Source organism: Shewanella submarina (genome assembly GCF_042646185.1).
Lineage (GTDB): Bacteria > Pseudomonadota > Gammaproteobacteria > Enterobacterales > Shewanellaceae > Shewanella > Shewanella corallii.
In genome coordinates this window covers 556,015-578,905 of sequence record NZ_JBHRTD010000006.1, presented here as the reverse complement: position 1 = coordinate 578,905, position 22,891 = coordinate 556,015, and the positions used below count along the sequence as shown (strand labels likewise).

Annotated in this window: 26 protein-coding genes; 12 read left to right on the top strand and 14 right to left on the bottom strand. The window is 52.2% G+C overall.

The genetic code is table 11. The features are described from left to right. The first annotated feature begins 72 nt into the window (after positions 1–72). Positions 73–453: a DUF2750 domain-containing protein gene (locus tag ACFOE0_RS05555; RefSeq protein ID WP_115135813.1), complete on the top strand. Its 381-nt coding sequence runs from the start codon at positions 73–75 to the stop codon at positions 451–453. Positions 454–466: 13 nt separating this feature from the next. Beyond that, the gene (locus ACFOE0_RS05550) at positions 467–889 is read left to right on the top strand and encodes a hypothetical protein (protein WP_248935099.1); all 423 of its coding nucleotides are present in this window, start codon (positions 467–469) and stop codon (positions 887–889) included. Between the two features lie 55 nt (positions 890–944). Here ACFOE0_RS05550 and erpA read toward each other — a convergent pair whose 3' ends face one another. Together erpA and ACFOE0_RS05540 are read right to left on the bottom strand one after the other, a co-directional pair. After that, positions 945–1,295, bottom strand: a complete 351-nt coding sequence (gene erpA, locus ACFOE0_RS05545) for an iron-sulfur cluster insertion protein ErpA (RefSeq protein ID WP_115135815.1) — start codon at positions 1,293–1,295, stop codon at positions 945–947. Further along, on the bottom strand, positions 1,288–2,091 hold the full coding sequence (locus ACFOE0_RS05540; protein ID WP_248935100.1) for a DUF6776 family protein: 804 nt from the start codon (positions 2,089–2,091) through the stop codon (positions 1,288–1,290). The genes erpA and ACFOE0_RS05540 overlap by 8 nt, the downstream gene beginning before the upstream one ends. A gap of 38 nt (positions 2,092–2,129) precedes the next feature. Here ACFOE0_RS05540 and ACFOE0_RS05535 point away from each other — a divergent pair, with 38 nt between their 5' ends. The 6 genes from ACFOE0_RS05535 to ACFOE0_RS05510 all read left to right on the top strand — a co-directional run bounded on the left by ACFOE0_RS05535 (position 2,130) and on the right by ACFOE0_RS05510 (position 7,008). Then, on the top strand, positions 2,130–3,839 hold the full coding sequence (locus ACFOE0_RS05535) for a chloride channel protein (protein WP_248935101.1): 1,710 nt from the start codon (positions 2,130–2,132) through the stop codon (positions 3,837–3,839). Positions 3,840–4,010: 171 nt separating this feature from the next. After that, positions 4,011–4,526 carry a DUF2589 domain-containing protein gene (locus ACFOE0_RS05530; protein ID WP_248935102.1) on the top strand — a complete coding sequence of 172 codons (516 nt, stop codon included), beginning with the start codon at positions 4,011–4,013 and terminating at the stop codon, positions 4,524–4,526. A gap of 62 nt (positions 4,527–4,588) precedes the next feature. Further along, entirely contained in the window at positions 4,589–5,290 is a 702-nt protein-coding gene (locus ACFOE0_RS05525) for a DUF2589 domain-containing protein (protein ID WP_248935103.1), read from the top strand. 49 nt (positions 5,291–5,339) lie between these two features. Continuing rightward, positions 5,340–5,540 (top strand): hypothetical protein, encoded by a 201-nt coding sequence (locus ACFOE0_RS05520; protein ID WP_115135820.1) that lies wholly within the window; start codon positions 5,340–5,342, stop codon positions 5,538–5,540. Between the two features lie 27 nt (positions 5,541–5,567). After that, positions 5,568–6,023: a hypothetical protein gene (locus ACFOE0_RS05515; protein WP_248935104.1), complete on the top strand. Its 456-nt coding sequence runs from the start codon at positions 5,568–5,570 to the stop codon at positions 6,021–6,023. Positions 6,024–6,078: 55 nt separating this feature from the next. Continuing rightward, a complete protein-coding gene (locus ACFOE0_RS05510; RefSeq protein WP_248935105.1) occupies positions 6,079–7,008 on the top strand; it encodes a hypothetical protein in 930 nt (309 codons plus the stop codon). A 40-nt stretch (positions 7,009–7,048) separates the two neighbouring features. Here the strand turns inward: ACFOE0_RS05510 and ACFOE0_RS05505 are convergent, their stop codons facing one another. From ACFOE0_RS05505 to ACFOE0_RS05485, 5 genes are all read right to left on the bottom strand, one after another. Further along, positions 7,049–8,467 carry a LuxR C-terminal-related transcriptional regulator gene (locus ACFOE0_RS05505; protein ID WP_248935106.1) on the bottom strand — a complete coding sequence of 473 codons (1,419 nt, stop codon included), beginning with the start codon at positions 8,465–8,467 and terminating at the stop codon, positions 7,049–7,051. 190 nt (positions 8,468–8,657) lie between these two features. After that, complete coding sequence (locus ACFOE0_RS05500; protein WP_248935107.1) at positions 8,658–9,212, bottom strand: DUF6265 family protein; 555 nt, start codon at positions 9,210–9,212, stop codon at positions 8,658–8,660. 31 nt (positions 9,213–9,243) lie between these two features. Then, complete coding sequence (locus ACFOE0_RS05495) at positions 9,244–10,086, bottom strand: MBL fold metallo-hydrolase (protein WP_248935108.1); 843 nt, start codon at positions 10,084–10,086, stop codon at positions 9,244–9,246. Positions 10,087–10,418: 332 nt separating this feature from the next. Beyond that, positions 10,419–11,000 carry a hypothetical protein gene (locus tag ACFOE0_RS05490; RefSeq protein ID WP_248935109.1) on the bottom strand — a complete coding sequence of 194 codons (582 nt, stop codon included), beginning with the start codon at positions 10,998–11,000 and terminating at the stop codon, positions 10,419–10,421. 278 nt (positions 11,001–11,278) lie between these two features. After that, complete coding sequence (locus ACFOE0_RS05485) at positions 11,279–12,058, bottom strand: alpha/beta fold hydrolase (RefSeq protein WP_248935110.1); 780 nt, start codon at positions 12,056–12,058, stop codon at positions 11,279–11,281. Positions 12,059–12,382: 324 nt separating this feature from the next. Between ACFOE0_RS05485 and hemL the strand changes: the two genes are divergently transcribed. Next, positions 12,383–13,672, top strand: a complete 1,290-nt coding sequence (hemL, locus tag ACFOE0_RS05480; protein WP_248935111.1) for a glutamate-1-semialdehyde 2,1-aminomutase — start codon at positions 12,383–12,385, stop codon at positions 13,670–13,672. 66 nt (positions 13,673–13,738) lie between these two features. Here the strand turns inward: hemL and ACFOE0_RS05475 are convergent, their stop codons facing one another. Next, the gene (locus tag ACFOE0_RS05475) at positions 13,739–14,689 is read right to left on the bottom strand and encodes a general secretion pathway protein GspB (protein WP_248935112.1); all 951 of its coding nucleotides are present in this window, start codon (positions 14,687–14,689) and stop codon (positions 13,739–13,741) included. Then, on the bottom strand, positions 14,689–16,323 hold the full coding sequence (locus ACFOE0_RS05470; protein WP_248935535.1) for an AAA family ATPase: 1,635 nt from the start codon (positions 16,321–16,323) through the stop codon (positions 14,689–14,691). Before ACFOE0_RS05470 ends, ACFOE0_RS05475 begins: the two co-directional genes overlap by 1 nt. Positions 16,324–16,460: 137 nt before the next feature. Here ACFOE0_RS05470 and ACFOE0_RS05465 point away from each other — a divergent pair, with 137 nt between their 5' ends. Both ACFOE0_RS05465 and ACFOE0_RS05460 read left to right on the top strand, forming a co-directional pair. Further along, positions 16,461–17,705, top strand: coding sequence for a multifunctional CCA addition/repair protein (locus tag ACFOE0_RS05465; protein WP_248935113.1), 1,245 nt, complete (start codon positions 16,461–16,463; stop codon positions 17,703–17,705). 177 nt (positions 17,706–17,882) lie between these two features. Further along, positions 17,883–18,149, top strand: coding sequence for an Lpp/OprI family alanine-zipper lipoprotein (locus tag ACFOE0_RS05460; protein WP_115135831.1), 267 nt, complete (start codon positions 17,883–17,885; stop codon positions 18,147–18,149). Positions 18,150–18,195: 46 nt separating this feature from the next. On the opposite strand, the gene ACFOE0_RS05455 is transcribed toward ACFOE0_RS05460, so the two are convergent. Genes ACFOE0_RS05455 through folB form a run of 4 tightly spaced genes read right to left on the bottom strand, consistent with a single transcriptional unit; the run spans position 18,196 to position 20,830 of the window. Further along, a complete protein-coding gene (locus tag ACFOE0_RS05455; RefSeq protein WP_248935114.1) occupies positions 18,196–19,044 on the bottom strand; it encodes an SAM-dependent methyltransferase in 849 nt (282 codons plus the stop codon). 54 nt (positions 19,045–19,098) lie between these two features. After that, positions 19,099–19,899 (bottom strand): undecaprenyl-diphosphate phosphatase, encoded by an 801-nt coding sequence (locus tag ACFOE0_RS05450; protein WP_248935115.1) that lies wholly within the window; start codon positions 19,897–19,899, stop codon positions 19,099–19,101. Positions 19,900–19,929: 30 nt separating this feature from the next. Next, positions 19,930–20,424, bottom strand: coding sequence for a 2-amino-4-hydroxy-6-hydroxymethyldihydropteridine diphosphokinase (gene folK / locus ACFOE0_RS05445; protein ID WP_248935116.1), 495 nt, complete (start codon positions 20,422–20,424; stop codon positions 19,930–19,932). A 52-nt stretch (positions 20,425–20,476) separates the two neighbouring features. Next, the gene (folB, locus tag ACFOE0_RS05440) at positions 20,477–20,830 is read right to left on the bottom strand and encodes a dihydroneopterin aldolase (protein WP_115135835.1); all 354 of its coding nucleotides are present in this window, start codon (positions 20,828–20,830) and stop codon (positions 20,477–20,479) included. 227 nt (positions 20,831–21,057) lie between these two features. Between folB and plsY the strand changes: the two genes are divergently transcribed. Further along, on the top strand, positions 21,058–21,681 hold the full coding sequence (gene plsY / locus ACFOE0_RS05435) for a glycerol-3-phosphate 1-O-acyltransferase PlsY (protein ID WP_115135836.1): 624 nt from the start codon (positions 21,058–21,060) through the stop codon (positions 21,679–21,681). Between the two features lie 20 nt (positions 21,682–21,701). Here plsY and ACFOE0_RS05430 read toward each other — a convergent pair whose 3' ends face one another. After that, complete coding sequence (locus tag ACFOE0_RS05430; protein WP_248935117.1) at positions 21,702–22,724, bottom strand: Preprotein translocase subunit SecY; 1,023 nt, start codon at positions 22,722–22,724, stop codon at positions 21,702–21,704. Between the last annotated feature and the right edge of the window lie 167 nt (positions 22,725–22,891).

Here is a 22,891-nt window from a genome sequence, read left to right as displayed (position 1 = left end):
AGCGGATAGGATATCCTCTCGCCTTAATTCGGGCCCCAAAGGTTGGGCCCTGCCGGTATGAGAATCGATCCAATGAGCAAGAGAACCAAATCCCTGAATGAGTTGTCCATGATGACTCCGGAAGCCCGTTACGACTTTATGGTTGATGAAATCAAAGCCCATGAAGAGATCTGGACCCTGCAAGATGCTGATGGCTGTGTCATGTTGACCACAGACGACGAAGACTGCATTCCAATGTGGCCAAGTGAAGAAGCCGCCGAAGCATGGGCAGTGGATGACTGGAAAGGTTGCGAGCCTCTGTCTGTACCGGTGAAAGACTTTCTGGAGCGTTGGGTGCCTGGCATGGAAGATGACGAATTGCTGGTTGCAGCCTTCCCGGTAGAGGGCGATCTGGGTGTGGTAATCCCTCCTCACGAGCTGGAATCCCGCCTGACTTCAACCAAGCGTCACTAACAGGATAAGCGTGATGGATTACGCCCAATCTGAAGCCACTGGCATGCCCAAACGGCTGCTCGCGACTCTGGTATGCCTGTCACTGCTGGCTGTCCTCGGATTAATACAGGGCTGGCTGCCCATGTTCAATATCCTGCTCCTGCTGCTGGTATTGGGCTGCCTGGGCAAGCAAAAAGCCGGTCTTATGATGCTCCGACTGCTGGGGATGACCGGATTGACTCTGTTTATCACAGGTCCTGTTATCATGCTGCAGTTACCTGACAATCCAACCGGCATCAACCCAGCTATCGATGCCGTGATGGCGCTGCCGGACTCTGCAGTTTATGCCCTGGCCGCAGCCGGTACTCTGTTCAGCGGGCTGACACTCTGGGTCGCATTCAGTGACAGGGTCAGCCGCTTTTTCAGCAGCCCGATGCGTTTTAATATTCTGGGCTGACACTCAAAACAAAAAAGCCGTCCCAGTGGACGGCTTTTTTATCAAATCTTTGCTGTTAAACAGAGAAGCTGGCACCACAACCACAGGTAGTGGTCGCATTCGGATTCTTAACAAAGAAGCGCGAACCTTCCAGACCTGAAGTGTAATCAACTTCACCGCCAACCAGATACTGCAGGCTCATGGGATCAACCACCAGCTGCACACCCTGTTTTTCCACTGTGAAGTCACCTTCGTTTACTTTCTCGTCAAAGGTGAAACCATATTGGAAGCCTGAACAGCCACCGCCGGTCACATAAACCCTTAACTTCAGGGCATCATTCTGCTCTTCTTCCAGCAGGCTTTTCACTTTCGCAGCCGCCGCATCGGTAAAGCGGATAGGCAGAGCTGCATCAGCTTGTTCAGTCATTGCTACCTCTTACATCAGTTTGCTGTGCGGGATTATCCGTTACCTGACTGTTTTGTTCAAGTATTACCCGCGGCTCTTTTTCACCCGAGGTTAACTCAGGTACGCTGAAGGTTTGTTCAGACTCAGCCCCTTTGGTCCAGCGGCTTGCCGGAACCACCACCTTCACATTAACCCGTGCCAGATTAAAGCCTTCAGGCAAGGCAAACTCGCTTTCCAACATCTGAAAATAGCGGAAGTTAAATGCTGGAGTATTACCGGTCAGCGTCTTGAGTGGAATGGTTCTGGCCACGCCATCCTCAGTGCCGATAAGACTCACTTCTACCCGGCCTTTGACCAGCTGCTTACGTTTTTCAAGCTGCATCAGAGTCAGCTCAAGGCGCTGTTTGCCGGTCTCGACTCCCGGCAGTAGCTCTGCGCTGTAGATGGCTACACCTTCTGCATTATTCTCAGGCGCCATTACGCTGCGATAGAAGTTCAGTTCACGCTGCAGTTGCTTTTCCCGGACCAACTGATCGTTGAACATCTTTTGCATATTGTCGTTGGCCTCTTTGGCCACCACCAACTCCAGATTACGGCTGGCGAGCTCGCTTGCCCTGGCCTGCAACTCGGTTTCCAGACGGGCAATCTCCCCATCCTGAGAGACCACGGGCCGCGTATGCTCAGCACTCCAGAAGTAATGACTCAGCCCTCCCAGGACAAAAGCAACCAGCACCAGTAGCAGGAGATACAGGGAAGATGCCCGGTATCTTCGTTCCGCCCCTTGCAGGCGGTCAGCCCAGCGATGATAATTTGACATTAAAATAACCTTAAAACTGCAAACGGCTCACTTGTAAAGTGCAAATAAGCTTCGAAAAACTCAAAGAAAAATCACATCAGTATCTGCGCTATGGCCTGCGGGATCAACTGTCCCAGGCGCGCACCAGTGCCCAACTTTGCGCACTTGCGCTGATCTTTGCCCTGATAGCATCCGGCGTCATATTGATGCTCAGGATTATGCTTGCCTGGAGCAACCAGCTTACCGGAGCACAAGAGCTGGATTTTACGGAGATAACTCCCGACTGGCGAGTTTTTCTGCCCTTGTTGGCAGCAATTTTGATCCGTGTAGCAGTTAAACTGGGCTCGCGCAGATACAAGCGATTGGGTATCGCCTATGTGCTGCACAGATTCAAAATGCACTATGGCAAAATTCCCCTGGCCTCAGCACCGGCTCAGTTTTTTCAGGCGTTTTTTGCCCTCGCCGGTAATTTCTCTGTCGGTCGTGAAGGGCCGGCAATCCATCTTGGCGCAGTAACCGCAAGCGTACTTGCCGAGCGCCTTAAGCTGCCTGACAACAGTGTCCGCATCATGTGTGCCAGCGGCATAGCAGCAGGTATCGCGGCGACCTTCAACGCACCGCTGGCGGCGGTGATCTTTGTGTTCGAGGTCATCGTCAGGGAATACAAGATCCACTACTTCTTCCCCATTATGTTGTCAGCCATATGCGGGGCTCTTTCCAGTCAGCTGGTATTTGGTGATATCCACGAATATGACCATATTCAGGTACTGGCCATTCCGCTGGATCAATATCCCTTACTGGCGATAGCGGGGATCGCACTGGGCTGTGCTGCCGCAGCATTTAACCGGATACTGATTAACGTCACGGAGAAAGCCGCCAACCGTTCGTTAACCATGAGATTACTGCTGGCCGGAGCCATCACCACTGGCATAGGCCTTGTGATGCCACAGGCACTGGGCACCGGCGATTGGGCCATTGACGCAGCATTGAACCAAAACCCCACGCTGCTGTTTTTGCTGGCACTGCTGCTGGCAAAAGTTATCGCTACCGTTGCCGCCATTGGTCTGGGAGTGCCCGGCGGACTTATCGGCCCGCTGTATGGTATCGGCGCCATAGTAGGCACAGTTATCGCCATGGCCAGTGCAGCTCTGTTCCCTGCCCTTGCTCCCTATATTGGCCTTTATATGGTGATAGGGATGACTGCCATGATGGGGGTGAGTCTCAATGCACCTTTGGCAGGTCTGGTTGCCCTGCTTGAGCTGACCAACGACACCAATATCATTTTGCCCGCTATGTTTGTTACCGTTATTGCTTTCCTGGTTGCCTACCGGGGCTTTCAAAGCCAATCGATATTCCTGCGCCAACTGGATTTGATGGGATTGGATTACCGGGTTCCGGTGATCAACTCCGCACTGCAGAAAACCGGTGTGCGCGCTCTGATGAACCGAAGAGTCGTGGTAGTTAACAATGATGAGTCTCTGCTGCTTGAGGTACTGAAACGGGCCAAAGGGCGACCGGTAGTGGTTCGCAACGAGCAGGGGGAGTTTGAAAAACTCAGGCTGGAGATGCAATCCTTCGAAGGGGACGAAACCCTGTACCGTCTGCCCATTAAAGGGTTGCCCGATACTGCCACGCTGCACGAAGCCTATGAAATTCTTCGCCCCAAGCGCAGTGGCGAGGTTTATATCTGGCAGGACACCCCGGACAATCTGGTGGGGGTGATCAGCTGGGCCAAGCTGCAACAGGAGATCCGCTCAGGCAAGCTCTAACTTCAATTACCCGATAAATCAGAACCTTACCTACTCCCTCACCCGACAGGGTGAGGGCTATTCACCCGCCCGGGCGATAGCCGCTTTACCTCTCCCTTTCTAGACTGGCAAGCAGTCAATCAACAGATACCGTCCGGACTACCGGGCCGTATTGCAGCAGGGGTAAAGCACATGATCAACCTCGAATCTTTGGTTTCAGCCGTACATACCAGTGTGAATACAGCTGCCGAGGCACTTCGTTCACAGAACAAGGCCTTTATTGGCGAGTTTTTCGAGACGGTAGAGGCACCTGCCAAACCGGATAGCAACAACCTGCTCACCACTGATGAGGGAGGGCAACGCACCTTCTACCGCCCAAAATGCGTCACCATGCTTTATCCATCTGAAACCTCTGAAGGACTGGTTACCCAGCAGGTCGATGTCCCCCTGCTGACGCTGGTACCGGTCAGTACATCCCGCATCAATGAAGTGAAATTCAAAACCCAACTGGAAATCAATCTGGACGATACCGGTCTGATGCAGGTTTCCTTCCCGTCCAAATCAGGAGGAGGGCTCTTTACTTCAGATAAATCCACCCCTCACCTCGCAGAGCTTGAAATCATTATCAATGGCGACATGCCATCAGAAGGGTTGCAGTCCCTTATTGATGGGTACCAGAAAGCGCTGCGGGCACAGATCCCGGGGTAACCGACCCCACACAATCCGCTGTCTGACAGAGACAGCCTCATACCCACAGAAGGAGCAATACCATGCCAGACGTCAACTCAGGCCCCGCGCTGGTGTCCATGGCCCAGCAATTTACAGGTTTACCTATGCGCGCTTTGATTGGTGGCCCACTCAACGCTGCCGCTCAGGCCAACAACATGATGGCGGTGACTCAAACCAACTTCATGCTGGATACCTGTTTCAACAAGAAAACCGGCAAGGACGCTGCCGGCAACGACACCACAACGCTGGAACCTATTATGGTCACCATGCATATCACCCGCGGTGTCATTACCGAGAGCGAATCCAAGGACGATAAAGGCCAACCAACGGCAGAGATCACCAATGTCACCACTCAGTTTGATCTGCCACTACTGACCATTATTCCTCTCAATGCCCTCGGGGTGGATAACGTTCAGGTGGACTTCGATATGGAAGTGAAATCCAGCTATACGGATGAAGCGTCCCAGTCCTCCAGCGAATCAACCCATGCCGAAGCCAGCTTCGATGCCAAGTTGGGAGCTGGTTGGTGGTCTGTGGAGGTCAAAGGTAGTGTCAGTCATGACAGCCAAAGCGCTCAATCCACAAAATCCACCTACCAGAAGAGTAACAACGCCAAGTACACAGTGAGCGTACATGCCGGACAGCTGCAGCTGCCGGAAGGTGTCACCACTATTATCCAGGCGTTCACCAACAGTATCAGCCCTATCACCCTGGGCTCATCATCCAGCTCACAAGCCAGCTGAATCATCCCAGAGCCCAGCCGGGAGCTGGGCTCTTCAAAGGAGCAACCCCATGAAAAATCAAATTCCCTGCCCTGACTGCCAAAAGCCAATTCCGGTGGATACAGAGCTCTTATTACGAGGTCATGAGTTTATTTGTGGTCATTGCGGCTTGCAGCTGGCACTGGCCCCCACCAGCCGGCCCATGGTCGCAGAGGTATATACCCAATTCGAACGCTTACTGGACAAGCAGCAAAGTCACCAAAGCCGCTGAATAATTTTAGATAGAGGAGTCATTATTATGAACGCCAACGACCTTTCAGATCTGGTGCTGGCCAAACGCACAGACATTGCAGAGACTATTGAAACTGGAGCGGCCTGGGAACTCTGGATGCAGGTAGAGATGGTAAAAATCCTCCGGGCTGCCGATAAATCAGTGGCACGGGAAGTGGCTTACCCCGCACCCCATGACAACTGGAGTCTGGACTTTCTTGCCGGAGACACTCAGGGCCAATACGCCATCGAGCTTAAGGTAGAAAGCGCCACCAATGCCGGAACCCGACTGATAGCTTCAGTCGCAAGTGATATCACCAAACTGGCTTACTACCCGGCACCAAACCCGGGTGCCCGATGGGTATTGGCCATAGGCTACAGCAGCGCCGCCAGGCAGGCGATGAACGGCTTTGCCGATGAAGATGAAAACCACGCCATTTACCATGAGCTTGACAGTATTGGGGTGATGGTGGCTTCAATATAGTCTTTCTTCCAACAAGCTGTAACCCCGTATTCCCCCTTAACCGGAGAGCGATACCATGACAGCCCAAATGACACTGGCACAACTTAAGCCGGGCGATGTACTACTGATGGTCGGCGATCTGCGACCATCCAATCCAACCCGCAATCTGGACCGTATGATCATGCTGCTGACCGGCAGTGATGTGTGCCACTCAGCCCTGTTTGTGGGCCCTGCCCCGGACAGCACTCCTGCAGAGCCAAAATATCTGCTTATTGATGACACTCTTGGCGGGGTTGGCCTCCGTAAACTCCACGACAGCCAGGACACCAATGACCCCCACTACTACACCTGGTACGTGAGACGTATGGCCAATCCGGATATGACGCCGGTGATCAATGCCGCGGAAAGTTACGCAGGCAAAGTGATCTATGACAAAACCTGGCTGGTGATGCTGGGGCTGTTAATCCTGTTTCGGGATCTGGCACCCAGTGGTACCAAAGCGGATCTGCTGTTGCAGCTGCTTAAATATCTGGCCTATAAAATCGATACCATGACCCATGAGCCCGGCAAGTACTATTTTGTCTGCTCCCAATATGTTGCCGTCAGTTTCAGCGATGCAGGCAATGGCTATGCGCTCGAAATTGAAGGGGGAAAGTTGCAGCTAAACTCTCCCGGGCAGGCACTGGATAACCTCAGGACTCAGGGGAACTTTCAACTCAATACCCAGGACGGCCAGCTGACTGCGACACTGACGGGGCAACTGGCGGCGCAACTGCCAGGCGCTCAGGCACAGTTGGTAAGCGCCCATGGTCTGGATACCGAGTTGCTGGATTATATTGCAGGTCTGTTCAGTGATTATGTCGCCGGACTTGGTGACCAGGCTCAAACACAGTTGCAAAGTGCTTTCAGCGAGTATCAGGATGCGTTTGTGACCCCAGCCTGTCTAAAGGACAACTGCACCAACCTGACCGCAGAGGGGAAACTGGGGTTTATCTATGGCTCCTAATGCCAGCGTTCGTTAATCCGGGCCCCAGGATATCCCGGCGTTATTGTTCGGATTCAGGCTTGATCAGGGCCGACAGCACTATTCCGGCTTTCTCCATGTTAGCCACAAAGGCTTTGGCATGGTCGGGGGGGACAATGCGCATCACAAGCTGCTCCAGATTGATCACCTTGAGGGGATTGTCCTTCATGATAGCGGTCAATCGCCCCAGGAGCTCCTGCTGCTGCGCTTTGTCCTCTTCCATAACAGCGATGCTGAGCAAAATCATACAGACCCCGGCCTGTATGGTTTGGTTGTAGAGCAAGGCTTTTTCGGCGGTCTGCTTGCAGGTATCAAACTCCCCTGCCAGATAGTGCACTACGGTCAGTCCGGCATAACAACGCCCCGAATGGTGTCCTTCAGGATAGATTTCCAGATAGTTTTGGTAATGATTTTTAGCCTCATCATAATGGCCATTCAGTGCGGCTATCTGCCCAACCAGGAACAGCGCAAATTCAAGCGCAGGGTTGGCTTCCAGTGCCAGCTCAATATGCTCTGCCGCATCTGCAAACCGGCTCTGCAACAGGCAATGCAGGCTAAAGGCCAACCTGGAATAGGCAGAGTCTGGCATCAGGTTACAGGCTTTCTGGGCACTGACGGCCAGCTCCTCCATCAGTTCAGGAGTAATGGGGAAATACCCCTCCACAATTCCGGCATACAGTGCCATAACAGAATAAGCATTAAGCAGAGCCCAATCAGGGTGAGAGGGTAATTGCTGCTTCAGCAGCTCTCTGACCTCTTTCATATGCGCCGGAGTTCTGTGCTTAATCTTGTACTCTGTGGTGTAAATAACCTCATACCCTCTCGAGACGGCGTCTGACATTCCCTTATGCACAGTGGCATGATTGGCGATAACTTTATTGAATACCGTGCCTGACTTTCTCAGCAACAGAGTTTGCGGGGGGGATTGCAGTGGAATCGGCATTCCCTGCCAAATCATGACACCGGATATCTGCAGAGGCTCAAAATACTGCAGATCGGGAACCAGCTGGTCGATACCTTCGCTGCGCTGATATCTCAGGGTCAAACAGTAAAATTCATGACCTGAATTCACTGTTTCCGGCAGCCTCATATCGGAAACAAAGTGAACCTGCAGCAGCTCCCAGCGACTGAGCAGATCCACCACTGAGTGAAGCGCAGAGCCAGAAGTGCCTACCGGAAAATCCTGAGTTCTGATAAAGAGTTGTAACTTGCGGTGGTCCGCGGTTTGCTGCCGAGTGTACTGCTCAAACCAAACAGACGCTTCAATCCGATTGCTGACATGTAAGGTCTTGAGAATATTGGCAATGTGGGTTTTGACTGTGTTTAGTGACAGGTGCAACAATTCAGCAATTTCAGGGTTTGAGCAGCCCTTACTGACCAACTCCAGAATCTCCAACTGCCTGGCACTCAGGCGGGAAGCATCCGGCTCTCGATTCATCATCCAGTGATCTCCGGTGAATTCGTGCATATCCCATGCAACTTCTCAGCTTTTTCCACCAAAAACAACAGACAATAACGCCATCACGGAGTATTTAATTAGCATATATAACCAATTAAATAGCACTTTGTAATTACGCACACCAAAAACAGTACCCATTACGACCTAAGCCAGCATAAAGCTCTTGGCTCATCTATTTTACCGGCGTAATCACCTCAAGGTTGGCGTCCGGCCGCACAGATTCAACTCTGTGATAATTGAATACCAATTCACTGGTTTCTCCCTCCTTTTTATGGGCAACATAAACGCTGATGCGCTGGTCATCATGACGCTCAAGGGTTAGGCCACTAAAGTACACCCTGTTATCTGTCACCCGCACCAGGGGGTAAGCCACACTCTGTTCTTTTGCTTCCCAGCCCACAAGTTGAGGGCCAAAATGCTTCAACCTGAATACCAAAGAGCCTTCCTCCTGCACGATAGTTTCAAGTTCGTAGAACTGAGTTTTCCCCTGCTTTGTTAACTTAAATGCTCCCATCATGCTGTCCCCCAAAGGGGGTGACCATACCTCTTCGACGTCACCCCCCAATGCCGTCCCTTGCCAATGGCCAGCAAGCCAGGCAACAGCCCGCAGATCTGCGGCTGGAGATGACTGCCCGGGTTTGAGATAGACAAGATTAGGGGTATCGGCACTGACATTGCCTGTCAGCAAGAGTCCGATAGCGACAAACCACACACCAGGTTTAAACATGGATCTCTCCTGTTTCAGCAACATCAAGATATCAAAGGGGTAAAACTAGGCCTTCGCTGGCAACCCTGAACCCCGCATCTGTCACGGCCAACGACTCTGGGCTGCTGCTGTCCAGCAATGGATTGGTATGGTTCAGGTGGATAAAAATCACTTTGCGCTTTTGCTCTGGAGGCAAATCCCGGAACCTGTCCATGGACTCGACAACCAGAGGGTGCGGAACTTCAGCCATAGTGCGCCCCTTGAGTTCATCAGCGCTGTAAAAGGTGGCGTCCAGCAAGGCATAATCCACCTGAGGGATCAGGTCCTCAATGGCGGTGTCCCACTTTTCCCATTTATCTATATCGGGAATGAACAATGCAGTTTTTGTTTTTCCCTTGATCAGATAGCCAACAGTCTCACTGAACTCATCTCTGTGGGGCACCAACACAGGGGTTACCCTCACATTCCCAAGCACAACTTCGCGTTTATTTTGTAGCCCTTTAAGCTCGATATTGTTCAGCTTAACCAGTTGCGACCAGGGACCATTATTTTCAAGAAATGAGCGCATTTGTGGCATGGCATAAACGGGCAGTTGTTTAGTGGATGCGGATTCGCGACCAAAGTGCATCAAGCCAGTGTAGTGACCCATATGCGCATGGGTAAGAAACACAGCTTGCAGCTGGTAGTCAGGATTGGACCACTCCTGCTGCAGCAAATACAGTTGCTGGGGTAAGTCCGGGGTAGCTTCAAACAGATACTGAGCTTTGTGGACATGGTCAACCACCGCCAGAGAGGTGGCCATTTTGCGCAATGATTTATCCTGCCAGGCGGTCATACAGTGGGGTCGATAGCAAAGTGTTTGCGGGTAACCCGCATCCTGAGCGATGCCCAACACCACAAGCTCTGTTCCCGGCCGGGAATGGGCCTCAGTCGTGCTTAAGGCAGGCAGAGAAGTAAGGCAAAACAGAAACAACAGGCAAGACAAAGGGAATATACGCATTGGGTGTTTTTATTTATCAGGGCTGAAAAGTCAACCTGACAGCTTTCCCCTGTAGATACAAGCTCACGCCCACTTTCGCTCCGACAGCACGCAGAGCCTTTGCAAAGGCCAGGGGGTTAAAGCAACAGCGCCCTTGTTAGACCAGAACGTCAGCTTAATGCTGATACCAACAGCCATAGCCGTGACTGCTTCGCAAGACTACCGGCACCAACCTTACTGGATTCCCGTTATGATTCCCCGCCCTTTGCTTCCTGTACTGATGGCGGCGGAGTTTTACAAACAGGGATGCCTAGGCGTTCCAGTTCAGCATATATCGCCTCGATATCCATGCCGGAGAAGCTCTTTAGCGGGTGCTTACGGCCACCTTTTAGCAGCAGGTATTTTTCGTGTAGGACAAACCTGCCACTATCAAGCCGGATATCAACTATGCAGTCGATATCCGTCAAAGGGTAATAAAAAGACGCTTCATAGCGCGCAATGGGGGATTGCCAATCAATGCCATCAGCATTGACCGTAACATGCCATTGTCCCCCCTTGATAAACATATAGATGGAGGGAATAAACGACCCTGACAGGAGCAATAGAGCAAGCAGGTAAAACACATATTTAAAAATCTCTGCAGCTTGTTCAGAGACAGTACCCGACGAATAGGGGTGCCTTTTATCCAAAGGCGCGCCAGCGAGCACTGACTCAAGAAACTGCCCCAGATACCAGGCCAGCACCACCCCACCAGTAAGCAGCAGAATACGGAACAGGCTGTCGCCTCTGGCATCGCGTGTGATACTCAGGCCTTCAGCTACCTCTGGCATTTAACCTCCCATCTCCTTTTGAGTGAGAACATCAGCAAAACTCCACACTTAACCACTGGTCGTTATCCTTCAGTATGGCTTCCTATCCGGCCCAGCTGAGACCTAACCCACTGTTGCACTGCTGTGCAAGCACAGCCGAAGCCTGCTGACGCCCAAATATGATCACCTGGTAACGCCCGTTATCATTTCACGAGAGCAGATCATTGAATGCATCCGGATGCCCTCGTCAACACCCTACAAAAGCGCAAAACAGCCCTGAATTAAACAGGGCAACCAGGTCAGAGTGTGTCTTTCTCTCCCGAAAATCCAGGGGAGAAATCTCTGGTTGACTCAATGGAAACACCTTTTGCCAGCAACCAATCAACCCCCTGTAAAATCGCCCTTGCACCGGCTTCCGGGTGAGTGTTTAAGGTAAAATGTGAGCCGGGCAGCTTCGCCAGCATCATCCCCATATATGCCTGCCTGAAGTCGTTAAGCTTATCGGCCCCGACCAAAGTGTCCTCCTCGGCCTGCAGGCATACCGCGGGGACCTCAGAGTGAAACCTTTCAAACCGCATTTGGCTGATAAGCTCAAGTCGCCTGGCCAACACGCGCGGATCAACCGCTGTGATCGCCTCTTTCAGATCTGCGATTTGTCTGTCGCTCGCCTCTCGTTCCAGAAAATATCGACGTATAACCCGGTTTGCCATTGGCAGATTCAAGAGTTGCGCGGGGGAAAGTAGCGTAAACAAACGTGAGGCAATGGCCGACAGCAATGGCTGTGGTGATGACAGAAAGCTTGCCACAAAGATAATGCCTTTGAGGTTAGGCAGGGATTGCCGTGACAGGCATGCTGCGATTCCGCCGGAAAATGACTCCGCCAACAAAATAACGTCTCCCTCAGGAAGTTGACGTTTCACATATTCTGCCAGCGCAAGGTAATCCTGAGGCCCTCCCTGGGGTAAGCCGATGACCTGCACCCTGATACCGGCCAAATGCCTGAGTAAAGGAACAAACAACTTGCCTGTGCCATCCATGCCCGGCAACAACACCAATCGGCAATTACCCTGTTGCGTCATACCCCACCTTTACAGCACTCCTTTCAGTTAACTGGATAGTGCCCTCAATCCTGAGTTTTCACTATAGCGCGAACAGCTATATCTCTGATTTAAAACAGCCACTTTAGTTAAAAATGATATAACTGCCACGCCAGTAACACAGGACTGACGCCAGAGTGACAACAATTTGCTTTATCCTGTGATCCCCGCCATTGACATTGGCGGTCGCTGCCCCACAATTGGGCGTCTATGGGAGGAAACTCCCCACAGAATTCAGGATTTTCCGCCCCGGCGGAAAGCAAGACCAAACCGGCCAGGCCGGAACAACACGAACAAGGAAATAAGATGACCCGTTCCGAAACGCTGTTTGAACAGGCAAAACAAACCATCCCCGGCGGTGTGAACTCCCCGGTACGTGCATTCAATGGTGTGGGTGGTACTCCACGCTTTATTGAGAAAGCCGATGGTGCCTACATCTATGACGCTGACGGCAACAAGTACATCGACTACGTAGGTTCATGGGGCCCAATGATCCTGGGCCATAACCACCCTAAAATCCGTCAGGCTGTGCTGGATGCAGTGGAAAACGGTCTGTCTTTCGGTGCGCCAACTGAGCTGGAAGTGACCATGGCTGAGAAGGTAATCGAAATGGTTCCTTCCATGGAGATGGTGCGTATGGTGAGCTCAGGTACTGAAGCCACCATGAGTGCAATCCGTCTGGCCCGTGGTTTTACCGGCCGTGACAAGATCCTGAAGTTTGAAGGCTGCTACCATGGCCACGCTGATTGTCTGCTGGTAAAAGCTGGTTCGGGCGCCCTGACTCTGGGTCAGCCAAGCTCTCCAGGTATCCCAGAAGACTTCGCCAAGCACACTCTGACCGCGGTATACAACGACCTGGATTCTGTAAAGGCGATGTTCGAGCAGTACCCGGATTCCATCTCCTGTATCATTCTGGAGCCGGTTGCAGGCAACATGAACTGTATTCCTCCGGTTGCTGGCTTCCTGGAAGGCCTGCGCGCTCTGTGTGACGAGTTCGGCGCCCTGCTGATTATCGACGAAGTGATGACGGGTTTCCGTGTTTCCAAGAGCGGCGCTCAGGGTCACTACGGCATCAAGCCTGATCTGACCACTCTGGGTAAGGTTATCGGCGGCGGTATGCCTGTAGGTGCTTTTGGTGGCCGTAAAGACGTTATGCAGTTTATTGCGCCTACCGGTCCGGTTTACCAGGCAGGTACTCTGTCCGGTAACCCAATCGCCATGTCTGCTGGTTTAGCTCAGATGGAAGCCCTGTGTGAAGAAGGCCTGTATGAAGAGCTGGCGGCCAAGACCAAGCGTATCGCTGAAGGTTTCAAAGCTGCAGCTGACAAGCACGGTATTCCAATGAGCATCAACTATGTTGGCGGCATGTTCGGTTTCTTCTTTACTGACGAGCCTGAGGTGACCCTGTTTGAGCAGGTAACCAAGTGCAATATGGAACACTTCCGCGCCTTCTATCACGGCATGCTGGACGAAGGTGTTTACCTGGCACCAAGCGCCTATGAGGCAGGCTTCCTGTCAATGGCCCACGGTGAAGAAGAGCTGCAGGCCACACTGGCTGCAGCTGACCGTGTACTGGCCCGTATCGCTACCGCTTAATCAGCGCTCAAGCCAGAACGAAAAAGGACGCCCACGGGCGTCCTTTTTGTTTTTAGATTCAGCAAGCTATATCGCCGGCACAGTAAACTCTGTTCCGCCAATCTCAAGTATTACGTCCCTTGGGCGGATCTCCACTATCTTCAGCTTGCCACCTATGGTGTCACCCTGCTGCAACTCCCGACCATCCACATTAAGCCAACGGTTGTTCGGGTTGCTGGCATAGACGTGAGCAACGATATTGAAATCCGGCACCTGCTGTTGCAGTGACAGCGGCAGATCGCCATATTTTGGCAGGCCGGTATCCTGAGGCTCAGGAATAGGATCCAGCGACTTTGGCGTCACACCTTCATTCACCGAATGCTGATATTCAACCTCTTTCAGCGCCTGTTCAAAGGCAGCCAGCAGATTTTCCTGCTCTTCTCTCGCCTCCCGCCCCAGATCTGCCATGCCCTCGGGCGAAGTACCGGCTTCCCGGCGTAAAATCTCTAACTGCTCAGGCGTCAAATCCGTATTGGCACCCAGAACCAAAGGCTGAGAGCCAGAGCTTGCCGCAGCCTGGCTCTGAACGGCAGGTATTGTCCGTCTCATATCTCTCTGAGTTTGAGACGCCATGGCTGGCAGAGTTCCTGACCGATTGGCACCACTGGCATGCGTCACAGGGCTTGGCTGAGCAACGGGCAAATTACCACGCCCGGCGAGACGGACCTCTGCACTCTGAGTGGATTTAGCGTCTGTGGTAGCCACAACTGAATTGCTTGCTTGAGCTGGTACCAGAGCCTGCTCGGGCGCAGGGATAGTCACAGGAGCAGCCACAGGCAGACCTGTGTCCTCTTTATTCAGCAGCAAATTCAAGCCAAAAGCCGCCCCGGCCCCCGCCAGTAAACTTATCACCACAGCGGCAGTCGCTTTGACTGGCCAGCGTCGCTGTGCCTGTTCATAGCTTCTAGGCGCAGTGGCGGGATCAGGCAACTGTCCCTGCTGTTTATTGCGTATCACTGCATCGAGCAAAATAGACATCAGAACTGCTCCCCGCTGCTCAATCTTGGACCTGACTGACTCAGATACAGGCCCAGCTGTGTCAGCGTTTGACTGCCGGCAATACCATCAGCCTGCAGGCCATGTTGGCGCTGGAAGGTTTTCAGTCGCTGCTCCAGTTGGCTGTCATAACCATTAACCAGTCGGGCCGGGACCTTATCCACCATCGCCAGCGAGTTTTCCAACCATTGTAACTGAGGCTGAGAAGAGTGCGGGCCGATGGGCTGGCTGGCATCCTGATCAGGTTGCCACAGAATCTCAAACACACCGCTGAAGTGACGTTCAAACCAATCCCGGCTGACCCAGAACTGCTGCTCGCCCAGTTGCAACAGCAGTTCCTCACCTTCACGGGAGATAAGGGTGCCGAAAGCCTCAGTACTGCCACTGTGGAGATAAACCACTGCCGGATAGTTCAGCCTGAGAATCGATGCACTGTTACCCTGCTGCTGAAAACAGGCAAGGCCCTGAAGTGTGGCCGCCTGGCAGGGACTCATATCCTGATAGGGAGTCCGGTTCCACAACCCCAGCAAGGCTGCGAATGCAGTATCTATATTGCCGCTCTGCTCCAGCGCTCGCTGCAGCTGTCTTTGCCCCAAATTGTTGCTATGAGCGTTACCATTCCCGGCCAAATCAGTATGGGCGGGTTCAGTTAAAACAGGCTCTGTAACGACAGGCTGAACATTGGCCAGCTCCGCAGCCTGCTGCTCTGCGGGTTTATCACCGGATTGCAGCGTATAGAACACAGCGCCGAATGCCAGCACAAATCCCACTCCAGCGACCATGGGCCACCAATTACGGGCGGTGTCGGGCTCCTCGCCCAACACCTCTGCCGCTGCAGTTTGCACCATTTTATGGTCCACCGGCACTTTGGACTGTGCATAGGCTGCCATCAAAGCTCTTTCGCAAATCAGGTTGCTTAAACGGGGAATACCACCGGTCGCTTTATGCAGTACCTTAATGGCTTTGGCCGTAAACAGCGGTTCATGACGTCCGGCAACCTGCAATCTGTGCTGCACATACAAGCCGAGTTCCTGCTCGCTCAAAGGCAACAAGTGATATCTGGCCGTAATGCGTTGGGCCAGCTGACGCAGCTCCTGACGCTTAAGCAGCTGTTGCAGTTCAGGCTGACCAATCAATATTACCTGCAGCAGTTTTTTGGTATCTGTCTCCAGATTGGTGAGCAGCCGCAGTTGTTCAAGCACCTCTGGCCTGAGATGTTGAGCCTCATCAATAATCAATACTGTGTTTCGCCCCGCCTCATGATTCTTCAGCAAATATTGGCTGAGCAGATCTGTCAGCTGCTTGAGGCTGGGGTTGTCGCCATAGGAAATCTTCAGCTCATCACACAGGGTGGCCAACAGCTCCTGCTCGGTCAGCGAGGGGTTCAGAATAAAGGCGGTATCTGTATTGTCAGGTAACTGCTGCAACAAACAGCGACTGACGGTGGTTTTTCCTGTCCCCACCTCCCCGGTCAGCAGTACGAAACCACCGGTTTCACCCAGTCCATAAGTCAGGTGCGCCAGTGCTTCTCTGTGCCTGTCACTGAGAAACAGATAATGAGGATTGGGCGCAATAGAAAATGGGTTGTCATTCAACCCGAAGAAAGCCTTATACATACCCTGTAAACAGATGCTCTGAAAAGTTTTGCTCAAGGTATAGCGCCAGCATAAGGATGTCAAAAAGCGGGCTGACTTTATCGCTTTTTTGCCACCGGTGTTATGCTTACGGCAAATTTCAAAGCGAGAAGTACAGCGTGAAAATCTATCTGGTCGGCGGTGCAGTCAGGGATCAGCTTCTGGGTCTGCCGGTAAAAGACAGAGACTATATGGTGGTAGGAGCCACGCCTGAGCAAATGTTGTCGTTGGGTTATGAACAGGTGGGCAAAGACTTCCCGGTATTCCTGCACCCCAAAACCAAAGAAGAGCATGCCCTGGCCAGAACCGAGCGTAAGACAGGTGCAGGTTATGGAGGCTTTGCCTGCCATGCCGCCCCGGATGTCACTCTGGAGCAGGACCTGCTCAGACGCGATCTGACCATCAATGCTATTGCGCTGGATGACTCAGGAGAGCTTAATGACCCCTATGGTGGTCAGGCTGATATTGACGCCAGAGTATTGCGCCATGTCTCCCCCGCCTTTGTTGAAGACCCTCTGCGGGTGCTCAGGGTTGCACGTTTTGCGGCGCGATTTGCCGCTCAGGGGTTTACCATAGCCCCGGAAACGATGTCGCTGATGCAGGAGATAGCTGCCAGCGGTGAGCTTGATGCCTTAACCCCTGAACGGGTGTGGCAAGAGCTGGATAAAGCCCTGGCCACAGATCATCCACAGGTGTTCCTGCAGGTACTGAAAGAGTGTAACGCCCTGCCGATATTGATGCCGGAAATCCATGCCCTGTTCGGCGTGCCCCAACCTGAAAAGTGGCACCCGGAAATCGACACAGGTATCCATACGCTGATGGTGCTGGAGCAAGCAGCCAGACTGTCCACAGATAAAAGTGTGCGCTTTGCCGCCATGGTTCATGATTTGGGTAAAGCCCTGACACCTGAAGCGCAATGGCCAAAACACCATGGCCACGGTCAGAAAGGTCTGAAACCCATACGGGAATTTTGCCAGCGGTTACGTGTTCCCAACGAGTATCGTGACCTGGCGTTATTGGCCAGTGACCTGCACCAAAATCTGCACAATGCTTTCGAATTAAGACCGGAAACATTGCTAAAGCAGTTTGATAAGGCCGATATTTGGCGTAAACCCGAAAGACTGGAAAAGCTTTTGTTGGTTTGTCAGGCAGATAGTCGTGGTCGCACCGGCTTCGAAAATGCAGATTACCCTCAGGCTGATTATCTGCATGAGGCTTATAAAATTGCAGCGGCAGTTGAAGTCAAACAGATTGTTGATGCAGGTTTTAAAGGACCCGAAATTCGTGACGAATTGCAAAAGCGGCGAATGAATATGCTGTCAGAATTTAAGCAATGTCACACATTTGATGTAAGCAAACTGTGAATATGCTAAATCAGACCATTTAGTCCTTTGAAAAAAGGTGAATATTCGCTATCGTTTTGACCGATTCCATGATTTTTCATAGCAAATTAAATTGGCTATGACATAATTATGCGGTTGCAGTCGACCTCAGGGGACTGTGGCCTTTTAATCCACACTATCTTTAAAGGGATTACTCCAATGAACAAAAAGTTAATGATGGTTGCTGGTGTAGCTATGACTGCTATGCTGGGTGGCTGTGCCAACACCGATGCACTGGAAGCAAGCGTTGCAAACCTGGGCAACAAAGTAGACCAGCTGTCTGCTGAAGTTAGCTCTCTGAAGGCTGAGCAGGGTAAAGTTTCTGCTGACGCTAAAGCTGCTAAAGCTGCTGCTATGGACGCACAAGCTGAAGCCAAGCGCGCCAACGACCGCATCGACAACATGGCTTCTTCTTACAAGAAGTAATGTGTTGGTATCGGCAATACCTTGTATTGCCGATACACCTCCCCTGTTATTCTCCCCGGCTCTTTCTGGCCAACACCACCAAATAATCCATCTCTAAGCCGTTAATCGATTCTCTGGCAATTTTGCTTTTCAGCTTGTCATTGGCACGCCAGGCATAAGGCGTCATATCCAACAGCGTCAGCGCCTGTTCACCGTCTACATCCGCATTCCACTGAATACGTGTTGATACAACAAGCTCCAGCTCTTTGGGCAGGTTGATACTCACCTCTTTCTCGGCGAGATCCGCAAACACCTGAGTGCGCAGCTGCCATAAATGGCGACTGGCGGGGATCACTATCAAGGCCAGTCCGCCTTCTTTCAGCACACGGACCGCTTCTTTACCCTTGAGAGGTTTGTCGATAACCGTCAGCAGATCAAAGCTGTTGTCGACATAGGGAAGCCCCTTGGACGAACATTGCGCGTACACCTCATCACTGCCCGCTTTAGCGGCCGCGAACAGGGCATTATCCGCCTCGGCAAACCCATAACGCTCCAGTGTCAGTTCAGCTTGTTGCTGCGCCAGAGACTCCGCCAGCGCCCTCAGGTAAAAGCCTTCGGCGGATTCATAATCCAGCCAGGAGAGAGTCGACTGGCCAGACAGCAGTGGTATCAACTGTACTGTCATCGCGTCGATCAGCGGTGCCTGCAAGCCTCCACTCAGCAGAAAGAGTCTGGATCGCATTTGTGCACGGGACAGTACCTGCTGCTTTTTACCCTTGCCGAACACCCAGTATCCCCGCTCTTCGTGGACCTGAGTAAAAGGGAACTGATGTTTGTTGCTGCAGTGCAGGTCCTTGCTGGTCAGATACTGACTCAAAGGCTGACGGCAAATAGGGCATTGGAGAGAAACGGTCATAACTGATTCCGAAAAAATAGAAACCCCGGCAAACGGCCGGGGTTATTCACAAGCTTACAGGAAAATAAAGCCACATAGGAACAGACCCAGCGCCAGACGATAAATCACAAATGGTGTCATACCCATACGGCTGATAATCTTCAGGAAGAAGTGAATACAGACATAGGCAGAGATAAAAGAGAGCAAGACCCCCAGTCCCATCGCCTGCCAGTCAATCACATGGCCTTCAGTCACTATGTCTTTGCCCATCAGCAAAGCCGCACCCAGAATAACCGGGATAGACATCAGGAATGAGAAACGGGCTGCCGCTTCCTTATTCAGACCCAGCATCAAAGCGGCGGTCATGGTTACGCCACTGCGTGATGTTCCCGGAATAAGGGCAAGCGCCTGAGCAAAACCAATCAGCAGGGCTTTTTTCCAGCCGGTCTGATATTCGGTCAGCTCACATTTGGCCATACGGTCACCCAGCCACAGCAGCAGACCAAACACCACAGTCGTAATGGCAATCACACCCGGGCCACGCAGAAAGCTTTCCACCCAGTCCTTGGCCATAAAGCCGATAACCACAGCTGGGATAGTCGCGAGAATAATCCACCAGGCCAACTTGCTGTCGTCTGAATGCTTTCCCTTAAAGATACTGGCTATCCAGGCCTTGAACATGGCGACAATTTCCTTGCGGAAATAGATGATTACCGCCAGCAATGAACCAATATGCACAGCCACATCGAACGACAGCCCCTGATCTTCCCAACCGAAAAGCTGCGCGGGCAAAATCAGGTGCGCAGAGCTGGAGATAGGCAAAAATTCAGTAAAGCCCTGGATCAGAGCCAGCAGAATGACCTGCAGAGTATCCATAGTTTCCCTTGTATCGAATAAATGGGTAAATCAGACCAGAGTTGGCCAGGTGAGTTCAATGACCCAAAGTTTCTGAGGCTTGTTATAAGCATCCCACAAACTCTGATAGTTCAACCCGGTTGTGGGGTGTAACCGCTCAGGTGCGATTTCCGCCAGCGGCCAAAGAACAAATGCGTTCTCGGTAATTTCCGCTCTGGGCAGCACTATGGGGGAGTCACATACCAGGTCATCATAAAGCAGCAGATCCAGGTCCAGCGTGCGGGGAGCAAACTTCTTGGCACTGGGTAATCGGCCGTTGTCCCGCTCAATTTGCTTGAACAGGCTATTCAGTTCTGCCACAGACAAACTGGTGTCGGCAGCCGCCACCATATTGAGGAAGTTGGTGCCATCAAAGCCAACAGCTTCGCTCTCGTATACAGAAGAGAGTTCCAGTTGCCCAAGGTGCCGGGTCAGATCTCTGAGTCCGGCGGTTAAATGTGCCACCGGCTCAATATTGCTGCCCAAACTGATATATATTTTTGCCATGCTGCTTCTTTTGTTATTTGTATTCGGGGCAAATACCCCGGTGCAGTTCCAGTTAAATGTGGCCGCGCTCTATTTCAACGCCCACTGATTGAGCATGCTTCACCGCGCCGGGTTTCATGACAGTGACTTTGACCCAGGGAACATTGAATTCATCCATCACACACCTGGCCACCATTTCAGCCACAGTTTCAATCAATTCAATCGGGTCTTCGGTAATCAGTGCCGTCAGTCTGTTGGATACAGTCTCATAGCATAGCGCGTGCTCATAATCATCGCCTGCAGCCGCGGCCCGGTTATCCCACGCCATATCCAGATCTATCACCAGGGTCTGATGGATCTGTTTTTCCCATTCATAGATACCGATCACAGTATCGATACTTAATCCACGGATCAGGACCTTATCCATACATTTCTCCTGTTATGACGACTGAGGTCAGACAAGTTGGCGCTGCGTGACAGGTTACAATCCGCGGCAACCAAGGTGTCCACCCGGCATTGCCAACCTGAGGGATATACCCTTTGTGTTAGCTGGCATCCTTCAGTAGGATACGGCTTGGCAGTATGCCTTCAGCCTGAAATTTTGGGCTGACATTCAGGGCGCAGATAATACCCCAGATCCAGAAGGAAACCAATTTGAGCGAAGCTGCACTGACCATTTTTATGATATTGGCTGCCTATTTGGCAGGCTCGGTCTCAAGTGCCGTTTTGGTATGTAAAATGAGAGGCTTACCCGATCCCAGAACTCAGGGGTCAGGAAATCCCGGTGCCACCAATGTGTTGAGGATTGGCGGCGCAGGTTCTGCTGCCATGGTGCTGTTTTTCGATATGCTGAAAGGCGCCGCCCCGGCCTACCTCGCCTACATAATGGGTATTAATGCCGTGTGGCTTGGAGTCATCGCCATTGCAGCCTGTCTTGGCCACATCTATCCGGTATTTTTCGACTTTAAAGGCGGTAAAGGGGTTGCCACTGCATTTGGTGCCATGGCGCCCATAGGTGAAGGTCTGGCTTTTGCGCTGATGGGAACCTGGCTGGTCATGGTGTTTATTACCCGCTACTCCTCCCTGGCTGCCATATTGACCGCCCTGCTGGCACCGGTTTACACCCACTATCTGGATGAACGATTCACGATTCCGGTGGCCATGTTGTCGACCCTGATTATCGCCCGCCATAAAGACAATATTGTGCGACTGGTTCAGGGCAAAGAGCCCAGATTCTCTATTCGCAACAAGCTTAAAAAAGTAAAAGCCGACAAGTAGTCGGCTTCTTCGCTTGCAGATCAAACTGCCTCACCAGTCCAGTGGTAATGGTTGTTGGCCTTTTTCCCCAGCTGGCCAGCCGCCATCAGATCAGCAAAAATCGCATCCACCTCTTCCGTCATCAACCCAAACTGTCTGGCCACAGCTCGTTTGCTGCAGGGAAGACTTTTGCCTGCCAGCGCTTTGGCCACCTGCTCCGGGACGCTCAGTGGCTCAGGCGCCAAATCCAGTTCGTCCGATAAGGTTTGCTGCAGCGCCAATACCGGAGGAATAGAAGAAATCGGTTCGTTGATGGCCTCTATGGTCAGCGGTGTGCGCGCCCGCCAAAAGTGACGGAACCTGAGCTCTTCGCCGATTACGCCCACAAAGAAGGCCGCGAAAAAGTCCAGCAGTACAGACAGAAACACCACCAGGCCCAACTGCGCTGACTTGGTATCCACGCCCAGCATATTGGCCATGGATTCAATCAGACCGATAATCGAGCCCTGCGCCACAGGTGGCAGGCTATCACGTTCAGCCGCCAGCCTTTGCTGCTCTTCCCGCAGGCGCTTGTTCTCCTGCTGGATCCGGGTTACGCCGGTGGCGATGCGCTCCATTTCAATATATTTTTCGGCCGCCAGATTATTCAGTTCAATCTGGTTATCTATGGCAGCAATCTGGCGGTTGTAGGTATTGACCTTCGCCTGCTCAACCGCAATGTGTTCCTGAGCTGAGTTGGTGGCGCTGTTAATCCCGCCGATGCTGCCACCAATAGAGATCACCGCCAGTACCAGATAGAACACCAACGCCGACAACGCACCTGAGTAATTACGATGGGCCCGGCGCTCACCAAACTCGTACCAGGCGTAGAATTTGCCCGCCTCAAAGATCACAGCCAGCGAACCGAACAACCACTTCATCACAGGATTGTCATCGATAGACAAAAACAGCAGCAGCGAAAAAATGGTAGAGGCCAGAATAGAGGCGCCGGCCAGAGTCCAGACCGTGGCAGTTGCCAGTGGGCCTTTGGGGTATCTCAGTCCGATGGATTCTTGATAGTGCATTGCAAACCCGAGTTGAAGCCCCGGTGGGGACAGCGTGAAAAAGCGGGCAGCATACCCCAAAGACAGTGAAATATAAGGACATCTTTATCAACAACCAGTTTGATTGCTGGCAGATCAGCCAATTTTTGGGGTGATGGGAGTTAACTGCATAAAAAAACGACGCCGGA

Bases quoted from the DNA above. Each gene is read 5' to 3' on its own strand.
- ACFOE0_RS05555 (WP_115135813.1), top strand. From the start codon at position 73: ATGAGCAAGAGAACCAAATCCCTGAATGAGTTGTCCATGATGACTCCG.
- ACFOE0_RS05550 (WP_248935099.1), top strand. From the start codon at position 467: ATGGATTACGCCCAATCTGAAGCCACTGGCATGCCCAAACGGCTGCTC.
- erpA (WP_115135815.1), bottom strand. From the start codon at position 1,295: ATGACTGAACAAGCTGATGCAGCTCTGCCTATCCGCTTTACCGATGCG.
- ACFOE0_RS05540 (WP_248935100.1), bottom strand. From the start codon at position 2,091: ATGTCAAATTATCATCGCTGGGCTGACCGCCTGCAAGGGGCGGAACGA.
- ACFOE0_RS05530 (WP_248935102.1), top strand. From the start codon at position 4,011: ATGATCAACCTCGAATCTTTGGTTTCAGCCGTACATACCAGTGTGAAT.
- ACFOE0_RS05525 (WP_248935103.1), top strand. From the start codon at position 4,589: ATGCCAGACGTCAACTCAGGCCCCGCGCTGGTGTCCATGGCCCAGCAA.
- ACFOE0_RS05520 (WP_115135820.1), top strand. From the start codon at position 5,340: ATGAAAAATCAAATTCCCTGCCCTGACTGCCAAAAGCCAATTCCGGTG.
- ACFOE0_RS05515 (WP_248935104.1), top strand. From the start codon at position 5,568: ATGAACGCCAACGACCTTTCAGATCTGGTGCTGGCCAAACGCACAGAC.
- ACFOE0_RS05510 (WP_248935105.1), top strand. From the start codon at position 6,079: ATGACAGCCCAAATGACACTGGCACAACTTAAGCCGGGCGATGTACTA.
- ACFOE0_RS05505 (WP_248935106.1), bottom strand. From the start codon at position 8,467: ATGATGAATCGAGAGCCGGATGCTTCCCGCCTGAGTGCCAGGCAGTTG.
- ACFOE0_RS05500 (WP_248935107.1), bottom strand. From the start codon at position 9,212: ATGTTTAAACCTGGTGTGTGGTTTGTCGCTATCGGACTCTTGCTGACA.
- ACFOE0_RS05490 (WP_248935109.1), bottom strand. From the start codon at position 11,000: ATGCCAGAGGTAGCTGAAGGCCTGAGTATCACACGCGATGCCAGAGGC.
- ACFOE0_RS05485 (WP_248935110.1), bottom strand. From the start codon at position 12,058: ATGACGCAACAGGGTAATTGCCGATTGGTGTTGTTGCCGGGCATGGAT.
- hemL (WP_248935111.1), top strand. From the start codon at position 12,383: ATGACCCGTTCCGAAACGCTGTTTGAACAGGCAAAACAAACCATCCCC.
- ACFOE0_RS05475 (WP_248935112.1), bottom strand. From the start codon at position 14,689: ATGTCTATTTTGCTCGATGCAGTGATACGCAATAAACAGCAGGGACAG.
- ACFOE0_RS05470 (WP_248935535.1), bottom strand. From the start codon at position 16,323: ATGTATAAGGCTTTCTTCGGGTTGAATGACAACCCATTTTCTATTGCG.
- ACFOE0_RS05460 (WP_115135831.1), top strand. From the start codon at position 17,883: ATGAACAAAAAGTTAATGATGGTTGCTGGTGTAGCTATGACTGCTATG.
- ACFOE0_RS05455 (WP_248935114.1), bottom strand. From the start codon at position 19,044: ATGACCGTTTCTCTCCAATGCCCTATTTGCCGTCAGCCTTTGAGTCAG.
- ACFOE0_RS05450 (WP_248935115.1), bottom strand. From the start codon at position 19,899: ATGGATACTCTGCAGGTCATTCTGCTGGCTCTGATCCAGGGCTTTACT.
- folK (WP_248935116.1), bottom strand. From the start codon at position 20,424: ATGGCAAAAATATATATCAGTTTGGGCAGCAATATTGAGCCGGTGGCA.
- folB (WP_115135835.1), bottom strand. From the start codon at position 20,830: ATGGATAAGGTCCTGATCCGTGGATTAAGTATCGATACTGTGATCGGT.
- ACFOE0_RS05430 (WP_248935117.1), bottom strand. From the start codon at position 22,724: ATGCACTATCAAGAATCCATCGGACTGAGATACCCCAAAGGCCCACTG.